Source organism: Chryseobacterium jejuense, from assembly GCF_900100075.1.
Taxonomy (GTDB): Bacteria; Bacteroidota; Bacteroidia; order Flavobacteriales; family Weeksellaceae; genus Chryseobacterium; species Chryseobacterium jejuense.
The window spans coordinates 968,899-992,927 of record NZ_FNEG01000001.1 but is presented as its reverse complement, the minus strand read 5'-3'; the positions used below and the strand labels follow the sequence as shown (position 1 = coordinate 992,927).

13 protein-coding genes and 1 pseudogene are annotated in these 24,029 nt (G+C 35.9%); 7 read left to right on the top strand and 7 right to left on the bottom strand.

Translation table 11 applies throughout. The features are described 5' to 3' along the window. Positions 1-137: 137 nt before the first annotated feature. Genes BLS98_RS04470 through BLS98_RS04455 form a run of 4 tightly spaced genes read left to right on the top strand, consistent with a single transcriptional unit; the run spans position 138 to position 6,865 of the window. The gene (locus tag BLS98_RS04470) at positions 138-2,963 is read left to right on the top strand and encodes a TonB-dependent receptor plug domain-containing protein (RefSeq protein ID WP_228425129.1); all 2,826 of its coding nucleotides are present in this window, start codon (positions 138-140) and stop codon (positions 2,961-2,963) included. 20 nt (positions 2,964-2,983) lie between these two features. Then, a complete protein-coding gene (locus tag BLS98_RS04465; RefSeq protein WP_089733970.1) occupies positions 2,984-4,204 on the top strand; it encodes a DUF4876 domain-containing protein in 1,221 nt (406 codons plus the stop codon). 1 nt (position 4,205) lies between these two features. Next, positions 4,206-5,720 (top strand): DUF6850 family outer membrane beta-barrel protein, encoded by a 1,515-nt coding sequence (locus BLS98_RS04460; RefSeq protein WP_089733968.1) that lies wholly within the window; start codon positions 4,206-4,208, stop codon positions 5,718-5,720. Positions 5,721-5,728: 8 nt separating this feature from the next. Continuing rightward, a complete protein-coding gene (locus BLS98_RS04455; protein WP_089733966.1) occupies positions 5,729-6,865 on the top strand; it encodes a cytochrome-c peroxidase in 1,137 nt (378 codons plus the stop codon). A 99-nt stretch (positions 6,866-6,964) separates the two neighbouring features. Here BLS98_RS04455 and BLS98_RS04450 read toward each other — a convergent pair whose 3' ends face one another. From BLS98_RS04450 to BLS98_RS04425, 6 genes are all read right to left on the bottom strand, one after another. Next, positions 6,965-9,331: a patatin-like phospholipase family protein gene (locus BLS98_RS04450; protein ID WP_089733964.1), complete on the bottom strand. Its 2,367-nt coding sequence runs from the start codon at positions 9,329-9,331 to the stop codon at positions 6,965-6,967. Between the two features lie 427 nt (positions 9,332-9,758). Next, on the bottom strand, positions 9,759-12,446 hold the full coding sequence (locus tag BLS98_RS04445; RefSeq protein WP_089733962.1) for a PD-(D/E)XK nuclease family protein: 2,688 nt from the start codon (positions 12,444-12,446) through the stop codon (positions 9,759-9,761). After that, positions 12,443-12,979, bottom strand: a complete 537-nt coding sequence (locus BLS98_RS04440) for a DUF922 domain-containing protein (protein WP_089733960.1) — start codon at positions 12,977-12,979, stop codon at positions 12,443-12,445. The genes BLS98_RS04445 and BLS98_RS04440 overlap by 4 nt, the downstream gene beginning before the upstream one ends. Beyond that, on the bottom strand, positions 12,979-13,383 hold the full coding sequence (locus tag BLS98_RS04435; RefSeq protein WP_089733958.1) for a hypothetical protein: 405 nt from the start codon (positions 13,381-13,383) through the stop codon (positions 12,979-12,981). Before BLS98_RS04435 ends, BLS98_RS04440 begins: the two co-directional genes overlap by 1 nt. A gap of 62 nt (positions 13,384-13,445) precedes the next feature. After that, entirely contained in the window at positions 13,446-14,081 is a 636-nt protein-coding gene (gene rsmG, locus BLS98_RS04430) for a 16S rRNA (guanine(527)-N(7))-methyltransferase RsmG (RefSeq protein WP_089733955.1), read from the bottom strand. 90 nt (positions 14,082-14,171) lie between these two features. Beyond that, positions 14,172-15,017 carry a GLPGLI family protein gene (locus BLS98_RS04425; RefSeq protein WP_167356165.1) on the bottom strand — a complete coding sequence of 282 codons (846 nt, stop codon included), beginning with the start codon at positions 15,015-15,017 and terminating at the stop codon, positions 14,172-14,174. 173 nt (positions 15,018-15,190) lie between these two features. Here BLS98_RS04425 and BLS98_RS04420 point away from each other — a divergent pair, with 173 nt between their 5' ends. Continuing rightward, complete coding sequence (locus BLS98_RS04420; RefSeq protein WP_089733951.1) at positions 15,191-16,384, top strand: pyridoxal phosphate-dependent aminotransferase; 1,194 nt, start codon at positions 15,191-15,193, stop codon at positions 16,382-16,384. A gap of 35 nt (positions 16,385-16,419) precedes the next feature. Then, positions 16,420-19,359, top strand: a complete 2,940-nt coding sequence (locus BLS98_RS04415) for a M16 family metallopeptidase (RefSeq protein ID WP_089733949.1) — start codon at positions 16,420-16,422, stop codon at positions 19,357-19,359. A gap of 49 nt (positions 19,360-19,408) precedes the next feature. On the opposite strand, the pseudogene BLS98_RS23020 reads toward BLS98_RS04415, so the two are convergent. Continuing rightward, a pseudogene (locus tag BLS98_RS23020) lies at positions 19,409-20,630 on the bottom strand (IS3 family transposase). A 417-nt stretch (positions 20,631-21,047) separates the two neighbouring features. Here BLS98_RS23020 and BLS98_RS04395 point away from each other — a divergent pair. Continuing rightward, complete coding sequence (locus tag BLS98_RS04395) at positions 21,048-23,984, top strand: M16 family metallopeptidase (protein WP_089733941.1); 2,937 nt, start codon at positions 21,048-21,050, stop codon at positions 23,982-23,984. Positions 23,985-24,029: the final 45 nt, after the last annotated feature.

The window sequence follows — 24,029 nt, the reverse complement described above, 5'->3', positions numbered from 1 at the left end:
AAGATTCATAAAAACTCATTAAATAAGCATTTTAACCTTAATTTCTAAATCTGAAAATTGAAATGAATACAAAGCAAGCAAAATGATTTTTATCAATTATTTTAAATTATTCTAAATAAAATTAGATATCTTATTTAATGCCTCCTACCTTTGCCGGAAGAAAAATGCTGATGGTACATAACGATCCACGATTCCCTTTAAAAACACAGATTTTCACATTTCTATTTCTCGCTACATTTTCAACAGCCCAATCGCAAGACAGGTCTGCTACAGTGTCATTTGAAGTTAGGAATAACCATTCCGAACCGGCAAATGGTTCAGAAATTAAAGTTCTATCCGATAAAAATATATACTCCACATCTACCAATGATAAAGGATTCGCCATTATATCTGCTCTTCCAGGTCAATATACTGTTGAAATCCGTAAAAATGGTATCATTCAATATTCAGGTAAGATTATCATCACAAAACCTGAAGTATTTACTTTTACGCTGGCAGACAAAATCAACTCTATTGAAGAAGTAATTATTACGGCCAAAGAAAGTAAAGGATTAACTTCTTCTTCAGTGATTAGCCAACGCGCTATGCAGCATTTGCAACCTTCCAGTTTTACTGATCTTCTGGAGCTTCTTCCCGGAGGGCGATCCGGAGATCCTCTTCTCAATCAGGTGAACAAAATCAGTCTTCGGGAAACCGGTAATCCTGGTAATGATTACAATACTTCTGCCATGGGAACCACATTTCTGGTAGATGGTGCCCCGTTGAACTCCAGTGCCAATCTTCAGTATACCTATGATTTTTTAGATAAAAGCAATAACGGTCTGAAAAGACGGCTTAATCTAACAAGCGGTGTAGATATGCGTAGTATTTCTACAGACCAGATTGAAAAAGTGGAAATTATGCGTGGAATTCCTTCTGTCATTTATGGGAATCTAACTTCGGGAATCGTTAAAATCACCAATAAATCCGGATACACTCATTGGAAATCCAGGTTTAAAGCAGATGGTTACAGTAAGCTATTTTCAATCAGTAAAGGATTTGAAGATAATGAGCGAAACCTAAAAATTAATACCGGAATTGATTATCTGAATGCAAAATCTGACCCAAGGGACAAGCTTGAAAACTATAAAAGGATTACTGCAAATTTTGGGCTAATAAAAGAAAAACAACAGAGCCTTGGCAGCTTCAGATGGCAGACTCATCTTAGTTATACAGGTTCATTAGATGGTTCAAAGACTGATCCGGATGTGGATTTATCTCAGTTAAATTCATATGAAGTTAATAATCATCTTATAAGCCTTTCGAATGTATTGAATTACACGAAAAATGAACCCTCTTTTTATAGATCAACAGAAGTACAAGCTACCATTAATCAAAGGTTTGATAAAATAAAACAGACCAAATTTATTCAGTTGGAAAACGCAACGGCTTTCCCGCTTTCAAGAGTTGAAGGTGAATATGATGGATATTATCCTGAAGCCCAATATATTTCTGATTATACGGTAGATGGAAAACCACTGGATATTTTTGTCAAAATGGTTAATAATTTTCAATGGAATTTTAAACGAATTAAGAATGAGATTAATGCCGGATTCGACTGGCAATTCAGTAAAAACTGGGGCCAGGGACAATTATTTAATGTTTATAAGCCTATAGATCCTAAAGCAACCTTCAGACCACGTGCCTACCGCGAGGTTCCGGCCTATTCTACTTCTGCTTTGTTTTTGGAAACCATCAGCACAGCAAATCTTGGCCAACATCAACTTACATTGGCATTAGGATTAAGAGGAAATTCAATGCTGAATCTGCCAACTCATTTTAAAATGAACGGAAAGGTGTATCTGGATCCAAGAGTTAACTTTCAATGGAATCTTCCGGAGTTCAAAATCATGGATAAAAAGGCTCAATTGGCATTAACATTAGGCTATGGTAAACAGAGTTTATTTCCAGACCTAAATCTTCTGTATCCTGAATTGATTTATAAAGATAGTCAACAGCTGAACTATTTCCATTCTAATCCAAATTATAGAAGAGTGAACTATAAAACCCTTATCTATAATCCTCAGAACCCGGAAATAGAACCCGCTGTTAATGAAAAGTTTGAAGCAAGAGTAGATCTCAGTCTGGGACTTCATCAGCTATCCATAACTGTTTTTAAGGAAAGAATGCACAATGCATTCCGTACAATGAACGAATATGCTCTCTATCAATATAAAAAATACGACGCATCAGCTCTTAATCACGACGCAATAACTTCCCCACCGGATATCAATGCTCTTCCTTATCAGAATGTGATGGAAAACTTCATGTATGCTGCCCAGCGAAATGGAAGCAAAATAGATAAAGAAGGGGTAGAATTTCAGTATTCTTCCAACAGAATTCCTGTCATCAATACAAGATTTACTTTGAGTGGTGCATGGTTTCGTACAAAGTATGGAAACAGTCTCCCAGTCTACAAAAGACCTGATGTACTGATTAACGGAAAACCTTATCCTTATCTCGGACTTTACAATGGCATGGAGCCTAATTCAGCAAACGAAATTCTGAATACCAACCTGATGATGGATACTTATATTCCGAAATTGGATCTGATCTTCTCTACATCTTTCCAATTTTCGTGGTATTCGATGAGGAAATTAGATCCTATGAACGGAGCTCCCAGTCATTATGTGGATCAAAATGGCAATGTACTCCCCTTCAATCCTGATACGGCCAGAGGAACGATTCTGGAAAGACTTATGATTGCCCAGAATGAAGATCGATATACTACCAACAGAAGACCATTGGAAGCCAATCTTAATCTTAAGGTAACCAAAAGTTTCAGAAATAAGACGGTTATCGTTTCCATGTTTGCCAACAGGCTTTTCAGTTATTATGCCCCATACAGCGTGAATGGATTTACGATTAACAGAAAAGGTATCAATGACCCCTATTTCGGGATGGAGATCAATTTCAATTTATAACAATTTCAATTTAATACGTTATGTTTAAACATTTATTAAGAACACTATTACTATCGTGTGCTGTACTAAGTCTCGCAGCATGTTCGTCCGATTCCGATGCACCGGAAGCACAGGCACAAACTACTTTAAACCTACAGCTGAAAGTAGTTCCTGAAAATATTCAGGTAAAAGAATATAAAAATCTTACCGTAAACTTTAAGGAACTGAATACTGGCTTTACGACCACTCAGGAGCTTAAGAACACGAATTCCCTGAAAACAGTTCTTCCTATGGGAACGTATAACATTACCGTGGAAGGAAGCATTGTATATACAGACAATTCAACAGCTACCGAAGCGAAAGTAGGCGGATTACAGACCGGAGTGGTTATCAACGGTACTGAACAGACTAAAACCATCGATATTTCAATGAAAGCCGGAAGCAGTGACCTTATTCTTGAAGAGGTATTCTTTACAGGAACTAAAACCCCACAAGGAGCTATGTATTTTGGTGACCAATATTTTAAAATAACCAATAATACAGATAAAACATTATATGCTGATGGAATGCTATTGATACAATCTGCTTTCATGACTAATGAAAAACAGGATTACAGCCCGAATATCATGGGATCAACATTCTCTGCCGGCGCCATCATCAGAATCCCCGGAAATGGAACTACTTACCCTGTTTTGCCAGGAGCATCTATCATCATTGCAGAAGATGCCATCAACCATAAAGAGTTTAATTCTTTATCCATCAATCTGTCTCACGCTAATTTTCAAATTTTCAAGGAAGACTCTGATGATATTGATAATCCTGCAGTTCCTAAAATGGTAAATGTATTTGAAAAAATGGTGATTCACACACAGGGATATTACGCTTATGCTTTAGCACGTATGCCACAGGGAACGACCAATGAGTCTTTAATCAGCCAGAATTCATACACTTATACTTATAATCTCACTTTCGGAGGAGATGTTTATCCTATGGATGGATTGGCTGTTAAGATTCCAAACGAATGGATCACAGATGCCATAAACCTAAGTGTACAGGATTCTTTCCAATGGTTGGTAACGTCTCCTTCTTTAGACATGGGATGGACTTCTGTAACTTCTTTTGACGGGGATAAAAACCGTTTTGGAAAAGCAGTCCGTAGAAAAGTTATTGGAAAAAATGCAGATGGGAAAGATATTTTAAAAGACACCAATAATTCCACTACGGATTTTGAACACGGTGTAAAACCTTCATTATTCAACTAAAATGAAACATTTTCACTCCATACTTATCCTGCCGGTTCTTTTTCTTAGTTCTGAAATGTACGCTCAGGACAATGATACGATCATGAAGACAATCCGGGAAGAATACAGCTATGATAGAATGCTCAAAAACAGCATCAACAACAACCCGGCCAATATGTTAGGCTCAAGAAAGTATCAGCTTACAGTTTTTAATATATTCACTCAAAACAATGATACTCCTAATGAAATAAAGCAAAAAGGCAACGGAAAAAATCTTTGGGGAGCGCAAGCCAGCACTCATCAGATATTGGATCCGAAAACCGTGGTTTGGGGGAATGCTTCCTACTCACAAGGAAAAAACAAGCAGGTAGTATGGAATGAAAATGCTGATTATGACATTATCTACCCTTATGTAGCTGCAGACAGTGTAGGCGGCGATATGAAGTTTGAAAACTATTCGTTTTCCGGTGGATATTCTAAGCAAATCAATTCATATACTCTGGGGGTTACAGGAAGCTATAAAGCCAGTTTAAGCTACCGGGATATTGATCCCAGGCCCAAGAATACTGCAGCAACGTTTTCATTAGCATTGGGAGCTCATAAAATGATGTTTGGGAAATTTAAAATCGGGGCTTATGTAGAAGCTGAAAAATACACTCAAAAACATTATCTGAGCTTTGTAAGCAATCAGGGATTTCCTATGATCTACAATATGAATGGGTTGGGAAACTACAACGAATTGCTTTCAGGAAAGCTTCGTCAGGCTTATTATGAAGGCTGGACTTATGGTGGTGGTTTACAGATCTTCGAAGCAGAAAACAGATCATGGTATCTTACTGCCGGAATTAAACAGTTCAACCTCGACAAACTTCTGACCGAATACGCAGATCTTAATGCCTCAAAGATTAATGAACAACAATTCAATTTCTCGTTAGGTAAGTTTTTTGAAACAGGAAAAATCTCCTGGGGAATTTCTGCGATTGGAAACCATATCAACAGAAAAGGAACTGAAAACCTGTTTTTAAATGATAACTCAAGAAATTACATACAGATTGGATCTGCTGAAAAATACAGTCATCGGGTAACGAATGTAGTATTGAAAGGCATCTTAGAAATGGAACATCAGAATGCAAAATCATCTCTGCTTCCTTATTTTGGTTTCATACAGGAAAAGGAAAAATATACTACTCCACTTTCTATCATTGATTTAAATAAACTTATCTATGGTGCGGATTATCAATGGATGAAAATATTTACAGACAAGCTTGCTCTTTCTGTTTCTATGGGAGTCTCCGTTACAGATGTTTATAAAAAAGATGCTATATTCAATAGTTTCAGCAAGCCGGCTATCCAACAGATGCTACAGGAAAACTACAGCTTTCAGTCTGCAGACTTCTGGCAGGCCAAACTTGATATTAATTTTCATTTCAATCTTCCGGTTATTAAGAATGCTTATGTAGGCGGTAAAATGATATACAGCAATTTTAAAAACAGTAATAATATGCTTTTTGCAGCAACCATAGGAGGCATTTTTTAAATAAAAACATGAAATTTTCAGATATTAAATTAATACTGCTGATAGGCTTTGTAGCTCTATTTTGCATGCAGCATACCCTACGAAGCTATACCACAGATTATGGAGAAGTGGCAGCACAATACAAAAAGTCTATACAATATTGGCCAAAACCTTCCATAGATGCTGATGTGGATTGGAAAGAGTTTGAAGCCATAGAATGGGATTCCAATTATTATGAAACCCAGGAACGTCCCGATGTAATGCTGGGTAAAAAATTGTTCTTTGATCCCAAATTATCATCTTCAAGCCAGGTTTCCTGCAGCAGCTGTCATAATCCTGAATTAGGTTGGAGTGATGGACAGGAAGTTGCATTAGGCAACGATCATCTGCTGGGGAAAAGAAATACACAATCTCTTTATAATATTGCAGACAGGACTTCTTATTTCTGGGATGGAAGAGCTAAAACACTGGAAGAACAACTTGTAGGCCCTATTTCCGCTCACAACGAGATGAATATGAAACCTGAGAAACTGGCCGGAAAACTTTCAAAATATAAAGAATACAGGCAGCTTTTTAAAGAGGTTTACCACACAGATAGAATTACGTTTAATCAGATTGCCAGCGCATTGGCTACTTTCCAGCGTACCATCAGCAGTCAGCCTAGTAAACTGGATAAATTTATTAAAGGGGATCATAAAGCTATGAGTGATAAAGAAATCTACGGGATGCACCTTTTTCGCACCAAAGCAAGATGTATGAATTGTCATTATGGTAAATATCTAACTGATGAATCATTCCACAACATTGGGCTTACCTATTATCAACGTGAATATGAAGACCTTGGATTGTACCACATCACCAATAACCCCAATGACGTAGGTAAATTTAAAACGCCATCTTTAAGAGACCTGAGTTACACTGCTCCATGGATGCACAATGGTTTAATGGATGATCTGCATGGTGTGGTTAATTTATACAACAGCGGAATGCAGATGATTAACCCTAGCCCTGAAGAAAAGAAAGCTGACCCTAAATTTCCCGTAACCGATCAAAAGATGAAACCATTACAGCTTAACAACCAGGAAATAGATGCTATTGTTGCTTTTCTGAAAAGTATGTCTGGAAGTTATTACAAAATGCCCCGTCCTGAAATTCCAAGGCAGTAAAATATCAAATTCTAAAACACTGATTTAAAACAAATAAAAACTCCTTATTCAAACTGATCATTTAAATAAGGAGTTTTTTATTTTATAACTAATATCGGTTTAAAACTTAAACCCAATACTGAAATATATTCTTGAAAAATCAAGCTGGTTATTTCTGGAAATATTAAGATTAATGGGGCCTATAAGAGATTCATATCCAAGGTTCACTCCATACCCGAACATTGCAAAACTATCATTGAAAGGAGAAAACTCCTCACTTACTTTCCCATAGCTGAAAGAAGGTGTTAAATATAACCTTTTCATAATTCTATACTGAAGAGATACTCCCAGTTTAGCTATAGAGTTCATTGGTAATTCTTTTTGACGAAGGCCGTTAAACTCAGGATTTAGCAAATCATAATTGTATTCACTTCCCCCTATATTATACTTCTGATTGAGGAAAAAATATGGGACGGTTTCTTCGCTGTATGCACCAAAACTTGTTCCCAGAAAAAGATTAATCTTGGCAGCCAGCCTTCTTGTAATAGGATGCGCAAAATTTTCATTCAACGTAAATGACAGCAGGTTCTTAGGTACTGAATAACCAGGTGTTTCGGGATTTAAAATTGGATATAACTGAGGCTGTACCACCTGAAGATCATACAATTTATATTGATCTCCAAAATACAGTCTTGTGCTTATCTGTAGGTGATTTCCTCTGGTAGAAAAGTATTTTTTATTCAGATTATTCTGTTCAAACTTCAGAAAAGCATTAAAATTACTGTGATTATAGAGCTTTTTACTAAAATTATCAACTTTCGCCTGGTCTATTTTATCCAACAAGGTATACATCCTTTCTGTACTGAATTCTGTTCCCAAAGAGATAAAAGCATTAGGAGTAATATTATAATTCAGTGCTACTTTTCCGGTAATATTCCTATACATGTGGTTAGGAAACTTTGTAGCGTAGTCCCCGTCATCATATCCATACGATCTGAAAATCAAATCATTACTTTTAAGATGAACCATTTTGGCTTCAAGATCTATCCACCAATGATCGCCACTACCCAGAAAGCGCTGGTAAGCCAATCTTGCCTTAAAACGTTCTGAAATATCGATGGTAGCCAGAAATCTGGATCTATTGGCAAGAATATTTCGGTAAGTATAATTCACAATAATTCCCACCGATTGTTCCGTATCATAGTGAAGCGCTAACTTAAAGGCTCCTTTCTTAGCTTTTTTAACGAAAATATTCATCACAAGTCCATCTCCTTCGTTTGTATAGGTATAATACACTTTTTCATATTGACGTACTCCAAATACCCTGTCTATTGCTTCATTCACCGTTTTCACATTATAATACTTCCCTTCCGTTAATCCCAATTCCTTTTTAATTACAGCAATTTCAACTTCATCGGTTAGAGGTGTTCCGTTTTCTTCACTGAACGTGAATTTTGTGGTGGGAAGTTTTACTTCCTCAATCATTTCATGTTCGTACTTAATCCCCAGCTTTTTTTGAGCTTCTGCGAGGGCAATAAATTCCGGAAGATGTTTTCTGGCTTCTATTTCCCCTATTTTAATGATCTTTCTGAACCTTGCAAAGTCTTTTGTGGTAATATCCCCCAAAGGATCCACAAAGTCTACCAGAATGTTGGATAAAGCCTTTTGATGCTTAAAATCTTCCACTGAACGAATGGCATGGGTCTGATAAATCATTTTCATCGGGTTTTCAATCTCTTTTTTCGTAAAAAGCCTAAACCCTGTATAGCCACCAATCACAAAGTCTGCACCCATCTGCCGAACTTCATTGGCTGGATAATTACGATCTAATCCACCATCTACCAATAGTTTTCCATCAATATAAACGGGAGCAAAAGCAGCAGGAATAGCCAGCGTAGACCGAATGGCAAGCGGCAGAGATCCTTTTTTCTGCATAATGAGACCTCCGTTTTCAATATCTGAGGAAGTGAGCTCTACCGGAATTCTTAATTTACTGAAATCATTGATATGCTTCGCGTTAAAGGTTAGTGTATTCAGAACTTCACCCATATACTGCCCTTCAATATAAGAGCTGGGAAGCGTTGGAACCCCTTTTACAACAGGAAATTCCAGAATATATTTATCATATTCATCCTTTTCACTGATATTCACCTTACTGTATGGAATCTTATTGCTCAGAATCCTATTCCAGTCAACTTTATAAATGGTTTTCTTTAATTGGTCAGCATTATATCCCATAGCATATAACCCACCCAAAATACCACCCATACTGGTTCCTGTGATATAATCCACCTTAATTCCAAGGGAATCTATCATTTTCAGAATTCCGATGTGGGCAAATCCTTTTGCACCACCTCCACTCAGCGCTAAACCAAACTTTGTGTCTTTGGTTACATGTTGTAATCTGGTATTCAGGGAATCGTTAATCTGTTGAGACTTAAGAAATAGAGAAAAAATGACAGTTCCCAAAATCAGGAGTTTTTTCATGAGAAAGCCTGTTTTTATATGTATGAAAATTTTACCGTAAAGATACAATTATACCACAAAATCCGACAAAAAATATCATCTATTTCCCTATTCAAGAAGAACTTAAAAAAGTATTTATTACTAACAAAACGCTTAATGACCATCAAAGTTTATTGAAAAAAAATAGTATTGCCGTTTAAATTTAACGCAAAGATTTTATAATGCAATTGCAATATTTCAAGGAAGCAAAGATGGAATCAACTTCATTGATTCTTTCTAAGCGTACGCATAACCGTGCCGCTTCATCAGCGATAAAGTCGCTATTCTTTGTTCCTCAAAATAAAACATTAGAATCATTATAGCGTTGCGTTAAAAAAATATTTAAACACAACATTAGGTGGACCATTTCTAAATTCTGCAAGAAAGGAGCGAGAAAATTAGCAAAAACTTAATAAGACTTCACTGTTTCCACGAAGTTGATATCCGGATTCAGAATTTCAAGAATAAGGCTTTTAACAGACCTCATGGCATCATCAATGTCTCCTTTGTCGAAAACAAGAGAAACCATTCCTTTTTTAGCCTCTGCAAAGCTCCAGATGCCTGTTTCAATTGGATAGCCCCAGAACTCAGGAAGATGCTGTATCACATAATGATAAATACAAAGCTGTAGCGCCTGTTTTCTGTCACTGTTATGAAAATACTGTTCTACATTATCTTCATCAATTTTTACATGAAGGTTTTTAATTTTAGCCGTTTTATAATCAATGATCCTTAACGTTCCGTTCAGTTTATCAATTCTGTCGATAAATCCCATGAAAGAAATTTTATCCTTCCCGTCAAGATAAAACTCCACATTTTCGAACCTTCTTTCGATGTCAATAATCTCTAATGTATTTCCTTGCCTGATAAGATCCAGGTCATGATTAAGTACATTTTCAATCACCTTTTTTGCGATGGCTTTGTGGATATAGTTCATCCCTTTTTCATAGAATTCAGGCTGATGTTTCAACTTCTCAATCGCAATATTTATATACTTATCTATTGCTTTAATTGACTTTTCTAAATCACTTTCTTTTAAAACCTTACCCTTTAAAATTTCATAAACTTCTTGAAGTGAATAGTGAACTAAGTTCCCATAATTCTTCACGGATAATTCTTCTTCAATTTCATCCGATTCTGAAGTGTTCAGGATTTTCGATAAGTAAAAATCAATAGGATTATACAAGTAGCTTGTAAGATGAGAAGCTGACACTCTTTCCTTCCATTTCTGAAGTCGCTCCTTCACGATTTCCGTCTTGGAAATCTCTATTGGTTTTGTGGTAATGGGTTCTGAAGAATTCTCAATAATCAGGTGTTCAATCTCATGAGAACTTTCCATTTCGATCTGGGTAATGAAGCGGCTTTTTTCCCCTGTATTCACTCCCGAACTTAAAGCATTGTACAGCAAATGAACATTCTTCGCATCCTGGATCAGTCTGTAAAAGTGATAGGCATAGATACTATCGTTTTCCAAAAACGTATGAAGATCAAAGAATCTTCTGATATCAAAAGGAATATAAGTATTCTGCGAATTCCCTAATGGAAGCTTCCCTTCATTAACCGAAAGCAGGATCACATTTTCAAAATTCAGAAGACGTGTTTCCAGCAATCCCATAATCTGTAATCCTCTTAAAGGTTCACCCTGGAAATCGATACTCTCAGAATTGATATGCTGGTTGATGAGAATCTCCAACGTTTCCATTTTAATCTCAATATTGTAGGGAGTCAACTGGTTCTTAATAACCCTAAAGGCATTCTCGAAGTGAGATACGTTTTCGTATTGTATATCATCTATTTCCAACCATTTTACCTGATGACAAAATGAAATCAGAATATCCAGATAAGCAGTTGTACTTGCAGCCTTTTGAAGAAGTTTGAAATAAGACAATTCTCCTAGAAGCTCACTCAAAAGCTTGTTAGAAATATACACGATATTCCTCTCTTCTATTTTCGTTTTAAAATCATTGATGATCAACTCATCTTTAGCCGATTTTGGAAGCTCTTCAAGAATAGGAAATACATCTCTGTAGTAATACGAAGTTTTATTTTTTTCTAACTGTTTCTGCAGATAGAAAAGTCGTTTTACTGCATTGGAGAAAGACAGATTCTTCAATGGGAATCCCATCGTGATATTCAGGTTATCTACTCCATGCATCACATCCAGACTCGCAGGAAGAAGATTTTCATCCAGCAGAACTACCGCTGTATTGGAATACGTTTTATTGTTGATTTCCTTAAAGATCTCCGGCAGCACCTTGGTTTGGGTTACATTTCCGGAAACTTCATATACTTTGATCTTTTTAGGTTGATTAAAATCGTCCTCTATCCATTGGAAAGCTCTGTTATCATCAAATTCCTTCCATGTTTTATGGTTTCTGAGAAATTTTCCAGCTTCTTGTCTTTCGTCATTAAAATAATAACGGTCTGCCTGAAAAAAGCACTGAGCCTTATTCCATCGCAAAAGACTTCTTACCAGTTTTTCTTCAACAGGCGTAAAGGCATTAAATCCGCAGAATACAAACTGATCCGAGGTATCCTTTGCAAAATCAGAGATACTCGCTTTAGCAGCCTCGTGAATCATTCCTGAGGTCGCCCAATTCTTTTCCTGCAGCCTGCTTTTTAATTCAGGTAGAAAGACATTCATGTTCTGCCAGAAATTAAGAAACTTCTTCCTTGGTACATCATCATCTTCACCAAGATCCTGTGCCCATTCTTTAATCCTCTCTTCATCAAACATGTATTGTAGAACCGCCTGATCGCTGTCTGAAAACTTCAGAATATCATCCCAATCCTTCTGAAGGGTCGGAAACCACTTCAAAAAGTCAGAAAAATTATCTCGTGGAATCAGGTTCAGGCTTCGGTATACATCAAATGAAAAAAGCCAAAGTGGAATTCCCTGGATCACCTGTTTATCGGCAATCGTATTAATCAGCTCCTCAATGGTAAAAAAGTTGGGAAGAAATCCGGAATAGTTGTTTTCTTCAAGAATCTGCCGGATAAATACAATGGGACGTTTTCCGGGCAGAATGATGTTAAACGCAGATAGATCCGGGTTTTGTGCCAACAGTTCGTGAATAATCTTATTGAGGAATTTCAAAGGGCTTGGTAGCTTTTAAGGTTTTCTAATTCTTGAGAGATGGCAGCATTGTATTCTGCCTGTTTTACTTCATCCATTCCATGACGGGTATCTTTGTCATAGGCCATCTGGAAGCTTTTATATCCAATGGATATTGTATTATAAATTGATTTAAATAACCTGTTGTAATCACCGGAATTTCTGATCTTTTCAGCAACAGATTTCCTGAATTTCCTTACAAAAAGTTCTGCAATATCAAAGTGTTTCTGCTCATGCAGCAAAATATAATCATTGATTTTTTTAACGTCTTTCCACGATTTATCTTCGTTGAATATCGTCTTTATTTCAATCTTCACCGGTGACTTCGGATTGCTGGATTTCACCACAGAATATTCCCAACCACAATTGGTATACGCTGCAACATCCGGATTATTTCTTCTGTTGACAGGACTTTTAAAATTATCCCATACCAGCTTTTGTTCTTCCTTCCAGATCATTTTCTGTCCAGACACAACATTGGCTGCCAACAGACAGAATACAAAGGTCAATTTCATTATTTCACTACAATCGTTTTTGTAATCCAGTTATTTCCTCCGTTCCAGAAAGTAAAAGTATACTTCCCTATTCTCTGTGGATTGAAATTAATCTGATTAACTGCTGAATAGCTTTTTTGAGCACAAGGACCATTGGAAATATACTTATAGGCGGTCACAGTTCTTTTAAAATTGCCCTCATAAATATAATCATAGGCATAAAAGCCCTGGCACTGAGATGAATAAGTGGAATATGTTTTAATATGCTGTATTGCAAAGATATCCATAGTATCATTGGTAATCTTTACACTGTCTATTTTGACCTTATCTATGGATTCGATCGTTTGATAATCATCATCGTTACACGAAACCAATACAAAACCAAACAATAATGCTGAAAATCCAATATTTAGAAGCTTTTTCATAATCTTTTAATTTTCTGATTATCAATGCATATTTAGCAAAAATATTCCTAATTTAAATAAAATTAGGAATTAAAATTTCCTTTTGATACATAAACTACTTTTTTAGTATCAAAGAATTCTCCATCAAAATAGTGTTTCAGATTAAAAATTTCACATTTAAGTCCGGCAAGTTCTTCAGCAAGATCTCCACCTTTTAAATATAAAATCCCGTTATGTTTAGGGTTAAACTGTTCTTTTTCAAATTTTCCTTTCAGCCATCTTAAGAATTCTGGCATCTGAGTTACCGCTCTGCTGACTACAAAGTGGAATTTTTCTTTTAGTTTTTCCGCTCTTCCGTGGATGGCTGTTACATTTTTCAGTCCCACTCCTTCCGCTACAGCATTCACTACGCTAATTTTCTTCCCAATAGAGTCAATCAGGGTAAATTCTGTATCCGGGAAAAGAATGGCCAATGGGATTCCTGGAAAACCGCCTCCGGTTCCGATATCCAATACTTTCGTTCCGGGAGCAAATTCCATCACTTTAGCAATTCCTAACGAGTGAAGAACGTGCTTTTCATACAACGATTCCATATCTTTTCTGGAAATTACGTTGATCTTTTCATTCCATTCATTGTACAGGGTTTCCAGCTTTGCAAACTGTTCTAGCTGTGTTTCGGTAAGATCCGGAAAATATTTTAATAGTAACGATGTAGACATGTGAATTATTATAATCTGCAAAAATAAGTTTTTATTGGCTTTATTCAAATTTTCAGAAAGAGTATCTCAAAAAATAATACAAGTTTCTTTTTAATTTACCGTTTCTTTTTCAATAGGATTATTACTTTTTTTGAGCAGTCTTCCCAATTCCGCATCTTCATTTCCCTTCCCTGCTTTTTTAATCTGGCTCAGTTCCAATTGAGTAACATATCCATCTTTCAACTGTATTCCCATTTTCCCTGCTTGCCCGTCTATATTGATACTTTCAATATCTTCAGGACTAAATATGTCATCTTTCAAAAGTTTCCGGTATTCCTGGTCAGTCATTTTTTTATTGTTTTTAGGAACAAAACTAAATATCGAATTCACTTTTTTCACCTGAATCATAGTAAAAACATGATCATTATCTGCATCTTTAATTCTAACGACAAGCCCCGGTAGACCATTAAACTTATAAGGCCCATCGCTGATAGGGTAATCCTTGGAAAACCAAGCTTCCCATTCCCTTCCTTTGTACTGGGTAACGGCTTTCTGGCAATTCATTCCATTGATATTTAAAAATTCTTTCTGTACAGACCATTTTGGACCTTCAGAATCCGCTACAACAAGATTTACCGTTTTATATTTATCATATAAATTGGCTTCTCTTTTTGAATAGTCCTTTTCAATGATATAACCTAAATTTCTGTCATAATTTTTACTCTTAAACAGTGCCTTAAGGTCTTTATCTGCCAGATAAATAGAATCTCTTTCATATTTAACAGCATTATAAAAATAAGATTTCTTCCCGTCTGAATCCAGATTCATATAATCTGTAATCTGGGAATCTTTATGATCAATATCAGATCTCATTTTGTATTCATACACAAAGCGGTAATTCTGGGCAGATACGGTACAGGCTAATGCTAAAAATAAGAGTTTATATATCTTTTTCATGGAATTAAGTTTTTTTAAAATCTTGTTTCCAACACAAATTGTATCAAAAAACAACATTAACTCCAAATATAGTGAAACCTTTGAAACCTGATAAAAATCTTTAAACCTGCCCCTTTTTTATTTCTCCTGCAAGGCCTTTTTATTATATATTTGTTAAAATTCAAAAAAATACAATGGACAAACTTTCAGATAGAGTAAAAAGACTAGGATACTCACAGACTTTTGTAATGTCTAATAAAGCAAGGGAAATGAAGGCGAACGGAATTGATGTGATCAGCTTAACCCTTGGTGAACCGGATTTTGATGTACCGGATAATATCAAACAGGCAGCATTCGATGCCATTAATCAAAATTACAGCCACTATTCTCCTGTTCCTGGATTTCTGGAATTGCGTGAAGCTATTGCTTATAAATTAAAAAGAGATAACCATCTGGAGTACAAACCTACTCAGATCTGTGTTTCAAATGGTGCAAAACAGGCTATCTTAAACGTTTTAGCAGCTATTATCAATGATGGTGATGAAGTTTTACTTCCTGCACCTTATTGGGTAAGCTACGATGAAATGGTTAAAATGATGGGTGGAGCTTCTGTAATGCTTCCTACTTCTTATGTTACAGATTTCAAAGTAACTGCTGAACAACTTGAAGAAGCGATTACTGATAAAACAAAAGCGATCCTTTTCAGCTCACCGTGTAATCCATCAGGAGGATATTACACTTACGATGAATTGAAATCTATTGCTAAAGTGGTTGCTAAATACCCTAATGTGACTATTATTTCAGATGAAATCTATGAATTCATCAACTATGAAACAAAAACCACTTCCATTGCTCAGTTCCCTGAAGTATATGAACAGACCGCAGTAATTAACGGAATGTCAAAAGCTTTCGCCATGACCGGATGGAGAATCGGATATTCTGCATGTCCTGAATGGTTAGCTAAAGCTTGTGAAAAAGTACAGGGACAAATGACCAGCGGTGCTAATACTGTAGCGCAGAGAGCTTCTATCGTGGCTTTAAAAACCGATCCATCAGAATACAGATACATGATTGACGCTTTCAAAAAGAGAAGAGATCTTGTGTATGAACTTATCCAGGAAATTCCAGGATTTAAAGTATTGCTTCCAAAGGCTGCTTTCTACTTCTTCCCGGATATTTCGCATTATATCGGAAAAACGTTGAATGGGACTGAAATTAAAAACTCTGATGATTTCGCTATGTTCATATTGGAAAACGCTCATGTAGGATGTGTTGGAGGATTCTCTTTCGGAAGTCCGGAATGTATCAGATTCTCTTATGCAGCTTCTGAAGAGGAATTAAGAGAAGCTATGAGAAGAATCAAAGATTTGTTAGCGCAATTCAATTAAGAATTTAAAAACTAAAATAAAACACAACCAAAACAATGAATCTGTTTAAAAAACTAACCATCGTCACAAGTATTGCAGCAGCAAGCTTTGCAGGCCATGCTTTCGGACAGGATTATCAATGGAAAGAAGCTACTTCCAACGGGTACAAATATAAGTTTGTTACCAATGATCCTACTGCGGCAAGATATTATACTTTAAAAAACGGATTAACGGTTATTCTGAGTCCAACCAACAAGGAACCGAGAATCCAGACATATATTGCCACCAAAGCAGGAAGTAAAACAGACCCTGCAGATCACACAGGTCTTGCCCATTATCTGGAACACATGCTTTTTAAAGGAACCAACGAATTCGGGTCTAAAGATTGGGCTAAAGAAAAACCTCTTTTAGATCAGATTGATGCTCTTTACGAGAAATACAATCAGACAAAGGATGAAGCTAAAAGAAAGGAGATCTATAAAGAAATCGACAGGGTTTCCGGAGAGGCTGCTAAATACGCGATTGCCAATGAATACGACAAAATGATGGCTGGTATGGGAGGTGACGGTACTAACGCCTTCACTTCTTTTGAACAAACAGTGTACACAGAAGATATTCCTTCTAATGTTGTTGATAAATTCCTTACGCTACAATCAGAAAGATTCAGAGAACCTATTCTTAGATTGTTCCATACAGAGCTTGAAGCAGTATATGAAGAGAAAAACAGATCGCTGGACGATGATGGAGACAAGGTTTACGATATGATGTTTGCCAATCTTTTCCCTAATAACAATTATGGAAAGCAGACTACCATCGGAACTATTGAGCACCTGAAAAATCCTTCTCTACATGCCATCAGAGAATACTACAACAATTATTACGTTCCTAACAATATGGGAATCATTATGTCCGGAGATTTCAATCCGGATGAAGTGATTGCCAAGATTGACAAGGCTTTCTCTTACATGAAATCTAAACAGGTTCCTGAATATGTTATAGGACAGGAAAAAGCAATTACATCTCCTGTAATAAAAGAAGTGATAGGTCCTGATTCTGAAAGCGTGATGCTTGGTTTCAGATTTCCCGGTGCTTCCACCAAAGATGCAAGGCTGTTAAATTTCGTAGGAAGCATGCTTACCAACGGACAGGCTGGGTTAATTGACCTTGATCTTGTAAAAAAACAAAAGCTATTGGCTGCTTACGCATTCCCATATGCTTTAAAGGATTATTCAGTATTGCTTCTTCAAGGGAAACCGACTGAGGGACAGTCTTTGGATGAAGTGAAAAATCTTCTTCTTCAGGAAATCGATAAATTAAGAAAAGGAGATTTCTCTGATGATCTTATTCAGTCGATCGTTAACAATGAAAAGAAAAATACTATTCAAAAGGATGAAAAATATTCTTCAAGAGCAAGCCTCTTAATGGATGAATTTACTTCTGAAGTAGATCATAAAGCAAACCTGGAGTATATTGAAGAAATCTCTAAGCTTACCAAGAAAGATATTATGGATTTCGTTTCCAAATATCTTCAGAACAATAATTATGTAGGGGTTTACAAGAAAAAAGGTGAAGATAAGAGTATTGTAAAGGTTGACAAACCAACCATCACTCCTGTTTCAGTAAACAGAGAAGACCAATCCTCTTTCCTGAAAAAGATTGATGAAATGCCTGAAAAAGCAATTGCTCCAGTATGGTTAAACTATGATAAGGACATTGCTAAAAATAAACTGGGTGATGTAGATGTACTTTCTGTAAAAAATACAGACAATGCTCTATTCAGAATGTATTATCACTTTGATTCCGGAAAATGGAACAACAAAATGCTTCCGTTGGCAGCAGAATATCTGCAGTATTTAGGAACCAATGATAAATCATCTGAAACTATCAGCAGAGAGTTTTACAAATTAGCATCAAGCTTTAAAGTTAGTGCAGCCAATGAAGAAACATATGTTTCATTAGAAGGTTTAAACGAAAACTTTGATAAAACCATTGCTTTATTTGAAGATCTGATTAAAAACTCTAAAGCAGATCAAGCAGCATTAGATGCCTACAAAACAAGACTTAAGAAAGCCAGAGCTAATGCCAAGCAAAATAAAGCAACCATTATGGCCGGATTAAGAAGCTACGCACAATACGGAGCACAGAATCCATTCAACAATGTTTTGAGTGATCCTGAACTGGATGCTTTAAAAGCTGAAGATCTTGTGAATATCCTTCATGATTTATTCAACTTCAAGCATAAAGTACTGTATTATGGACCTAAAACAGGAGCAGAAACTGTTGCTTCTTTAAAACCTATCCACAAACTTCCTGCAGCGCTTAAGGAACTTCCAAAGGCTAAAACCTTTACACAGATCCCGACCGATAAGAACAAGGTCTTATTTGCGCATTATGACATGGTACAGGCTGAGATTTTCTGGGCTAGAAACTCTGAACAGTACAACTCAACCATTACTCCTACTGTAAGTTTATTCAACAACTACTTTGGAGGCGGAATGGGATCTATTGTTTTCCAGACGATCAGAGAATCTAAAGCATTAGCGTATTCTACTTATTCTTACTTTGCTCTTCCAAGCAAGAAGGAAGATAAAAACAGTATTATGGCTTATGTAGGAACTCAGGCTGATAAATTCAATGAGGCTTCATCTGCCATGAATGAGCTTTTGACTACCCTGCCAAAATCAGAGCAATTATTTGAAACAGCCAAAAGCGGATTGAAAAAAACTATCGCTTCTGAAAGAATTTCTCAGGATGGTATTATTTTCTCTTATCTGAAAGCCCAAAGGCTTGGAAATAATTCAGATATCAGAAAGAACGTCTATGAACAGGCACCAAAACTGTCTTTTGCTGACATCAATACTTTCCATGATAAAGAAATGAAAAACAAAAATTACACATATTGCATTGTGGCAGCTCAAAACAAAGTAAATGAAACCGATATGCAGAAACTGGGTGAGGTGAAAAAACTCAATCTCACTGAAATATTTGGTTACTAAAATTGACTAGTCCTGAAAAAAGTTGACTAGTTTAATAACTCAACTATACTTAAATCAGAGTAGGAATTTTCCTATTCTGATTTTGTTTTTTATAGGTTTTTAATTTTACATTATTTTTCATGTGCACTTGGCTTGGAATATTATAATTCAAAGAAAAATAAGGTCTTACATTATTGTAATAATAGATTGATTGATCAAGCTGTTGTGAGAGATTTTTAAAGTCTTCAAAGATGTCAATCAATCCAAACTCATATTTCAAAATACCATTCACTCTTTCCGCTATGGCATTTCCATAGGGATCCGAGTTCTCGGTCATGCTAATGAGAATTTAAGTATATCCTCTACTACAATACGGTAAACCTCTATCTGAATGATGAATTAAAGAATGCTTGTAGACTCGATTCTTTATGGCTTGTTTTAATGCTTTCAATGTAGAACTTGTCTGTAGATTATCACTCAATTCATAGCCGACAATTTTTTTTGAATAAGCATCAGTAATTAAATGGAGATAATAATTTCTCTCTTTAGCCTTTAGATAGGTAATATCTGCAACCCATCCCTTCTCGAAACATTCCAGCTCCTTCTCTTTGATGATATTGGGATATTTCTTCATCCAATGTCTGGAGTTCGTTGTTTTACAATAGCTATGTCTTCTGGGGATTAAAAGATAAATTGGCTCTTAAAATCTTAAACAACTGATCTCTCCCTACTTGAAGATTCTCTTTTTCAAAATCATTCTTAAGTAAGACGTAAAGTTTTCGAGTACCTATTTTAGGCATCTTTTTACGAATTGATAACACCAATTCTATAATCCTGTCTTGATGATTTCTAGAATCAGGTTGTTTCTTCCTTTTGTAATAAGCTTGCTTACTGTATCCAAACAATCGGAAGATATCTTGCAGTGGAAGATTGGTATCAGGCCTTATTTCCTGGATTGATTGGAACCAGACTTTTTTACAATTTCAATCTTTAGCTCACGCTCTGCAATTTCTATAAATTCCTTAAATACTTTGAGCTCTTCGTCCTTTTTCGATAAAGCTGCTTAATCTTTTGTTTATGGGGATCTTTCATAGGTCTGCCTTTACTTAGTTGTTTTTTATAAGTAAAGTTACCCTATTTATTAACCATCTGGAAATACGTGAATCACCTCAAATATTGTATTGAATCTGTAATTGTAATTTTGTAAATAATCCCCGTTCATATTCGGAGACAACCTGCCTTTTGAATGCTTTGCTGTATTCTTGTGCAGGGGCGGATGTTTTTTTTAAAATTCATAAGGATGACTATTTTTATCGATTTTTAGTCAACCTTTTTCAGGACCAGATAAATAAAAATCCTCTAAATTTTTCAGGGCTTTTTATTTAACAACAATCGTCCGTCCAATAGGTGAATTTTTCTATGTTTGTATCAAAAAATTCAAATTTTTTTAAAAAAAAACCTATCTTTAAATAGGAAAAAAAATCTAAATTGAATAATTTACGCTATTTCTAAAGTGGTTACTATTTAAGAATCAACATCCTAGATAAAGCCGTAAATAAAAAGCAAAAAGTTTTGGCTTCAAATATCCCTTCTGTCCTAAAAGGCCGGCAAAAGCTTGCGAAAAAGTACAGGAACAGATAACCACTAGCACTAATACCATTTTAAAAATACATTGGAACAATTCAATTAATATTTAAAATACAAACACAATGAACCTATTAAAGAAATTAACAATCACAACCAGTATTGCTGCTGCAAGTTTTATAAGCCATGCTCACGGACAAGATTTTCAGTGGAAAGAGGCTACTTCCAATGGCTATAAATACAGGTATGTTACCAACGACCCCGCATCAGTAAGATATTATACTTTAGAAAACGGATTAACGGTCATCTTAAGTCCTACTGACAAAAATCCCAGAATACAAACATATATCACAACAAAAGCAGGAAGTAAAAACGATCCGGCAGACCACACCGGTCTTGCCCACTATCTGGAGCATATGCTTTTTAATGGGACTAACCAGTTTGGTACCAAAGACTGGGTAAAAGAGAAACCTCTTTTAGACCAGATCGATGTTTTATACGAAAATTACAACCAGACAAAAGATAAAGCTAAAAGAAAGGAGATCTACAAAAAAATTGACCGGATTTCCGGAGAAGCTGCCAAATATGCAATCGCCAATGAATATAAGAAAATGATGACAGGCATGGGAGCTGATGGAACTAACGCATTCACTTCTTATGAACAAACGGTATACACTGAAGATATTCCAGCCAATGTTATTGATAAGTTTCTTGCTGTACAGGCAGAAAGATTCAGAGAACCTGTCCTAAGACTTTTCCATACGGAGCTTGAAACCGTGTATGAAGAAAAAAACGCGAACATCGACGATGATGAAGCCAAAGTATTTGACACGATGCTTGCCAGCCTTTTCCCCAATAACAATTATGGAAAACAGACTCTAATCGGAACGGTAGAACATTTAAAAAACCCTTCTTTAAAAGCAATCAGAGAGTACTATAACAATTATTATGTTCCCAACAACATGGCAGTCGTTATGTCAGGGGATTTCAATCCGGATGAAGTGATTGCAAAAATCGACAAGGCCTTCTCTTATATGAAACCCAAAGCAATTCCTGAATATAAAGTTGGACAGGAAAAGCCAATTACAACCCCTGTTATAAAAGAAGTTATAGCACCTGATGAGAATGTAATGCTTGGGTTTAGATTTCCGGGAACTTCCACTAAAGATGCGAGACTAATGCTTTTAATCGGACAGATACTTGCCAACGGACAGGCAGGATTAATTGACCTCGATCTGGTAAACAAACAGAAGCTATTGAAAGCCAGTGTAACTCCCTTTCTCTTAAAAGATTATTCCGCTTTACTTCTACAGGGAACCCCAACAGACAATCAATCGTTAAAGGAAGTAAAAAACCTTCTTCTTCAGGAAATTGATAAATTAAAAAAAGGAGAATTCTCCGAGGATTTACTCAAGGCTATCATAAACAACGAAAAGAAAAACATTATTGAATATTATGAAAAATATTCTTTGAGAGGAACTATTCTCAATCATGAATTTATTTGGGATATAGATCGCAAAGCCAGTCTAGAATATATTGAAGAAATCTCTAAGCTCACAAAAAAAGATATTATGGATTTCGCAGCCAAGTATTTACAGAATAACAATTATGTATTGGTGTACAAAAAGCCAGGCAAAGATAGAAGGACCATGAAAATTAACAAACCAACGATCACTCCGATTCCTATCAACAAAGAAGACCAGTCTCCATTCCTTGAAAAAATTGAACAAATACCTGAAAATCCTATTTCACCGGTTTGGTTAAATTATGATAAGGACATTGCTAAAAATAAATTAGGTGATGTAGATATACTTTCTGTAAAAAATAAGGACAATGCACTCTTCAAAATGTACTATTATTTTGATACAAAAAAATGGAACAGTAAAATTCTTCCGCTTGCAGCTGAATATCTTGAGTATTTGGGAACCCAAAATAAATCTTCTGAAAACATCAGTAAAGAGTTCTATCAACTGGCCTCAAGCTTCAAGATGAAGGTTGGTTCTGATGAAACTTATATCTTGCTTGAAGGGTTGAATGAAAATTTTGATAAAACCATTGCTTTATTTGAGGATTTGATTAAAAACTGCCAGGCAGACCAGGCTGCTTTGGACGCCTACAAAGAAGCACAAAAAACAATGAGAAATGGTGCAAAGCTGGACAAAGATCTTATTTCAATCGGACTTCGTAGTTATGCTCAATACGGACCTCAAAACCCGTTCAATAATGTTTTAAGCGATGCTGAGCTGGATGCTTTAAAAGCGGAAGATTTGATTCATCTACTCCATGATCTTTTTAATTTTAAACATAAGATACTTTACTACGGTCCGAAATCAGGAAACGAAATAGCAGCGTCTTTAACACCCATTCACACGCTTCCCCCTATATTGAAAGATATCCCCAATATTAAAACATTCGTTCAGATCCCGACGGATAAAAACAAAGTATTGTTTGCACATTACAAAATGGTTCAGGCTGAAGTTGCCTGGATAAGAGTCGGAGGGCAGTATAACTCAGCCATTACCCCTACAGTAAGCTTGTTCAACGATTATTTTGGTGACGGAATGGGGTCAATCGTATTCCAAACCATCCGGGAATCCAAAGCATTAGCGTATGAAACAAGTTCTTATTTTCAGCAGCCAGACAATAAAGAAGACAAAGATGTCATTAAAGCTGAGGTAAAAACACAGGCAGATAAATTCAATGAATCCGTTACTGCAATGAATGAGCTTTTAACAACTCTTCCGGAATCTAAGCAATTATTTGAAGCTACAAAAAGTGGATTGAAAAAATCAATTGCTTCTGAAAGAATTTCTCAGGATGGTATTATTTTCTCCTATCTGAAAGCCCAAAGGCTTGGAAACAATTTCGACATAAGAAAGAACGTCTATGAACAGGCCCCAAAGCTGTCTTTTGCAGACATCAATGCCTTCCATGATAAAGAAATGAAAAACAAAAACTACACATATTGTATTGTGGCTGCACAAGATAAAATAAATGAAGCCGATATGCAGAAATTAGGTGAGGTGAAAAAACTCAGTCTAAATGAAATATTTGGTTATTAACCTAATGAAAAAGCTCTAAAATTAGAGCTTTTTTCTATCAAATTA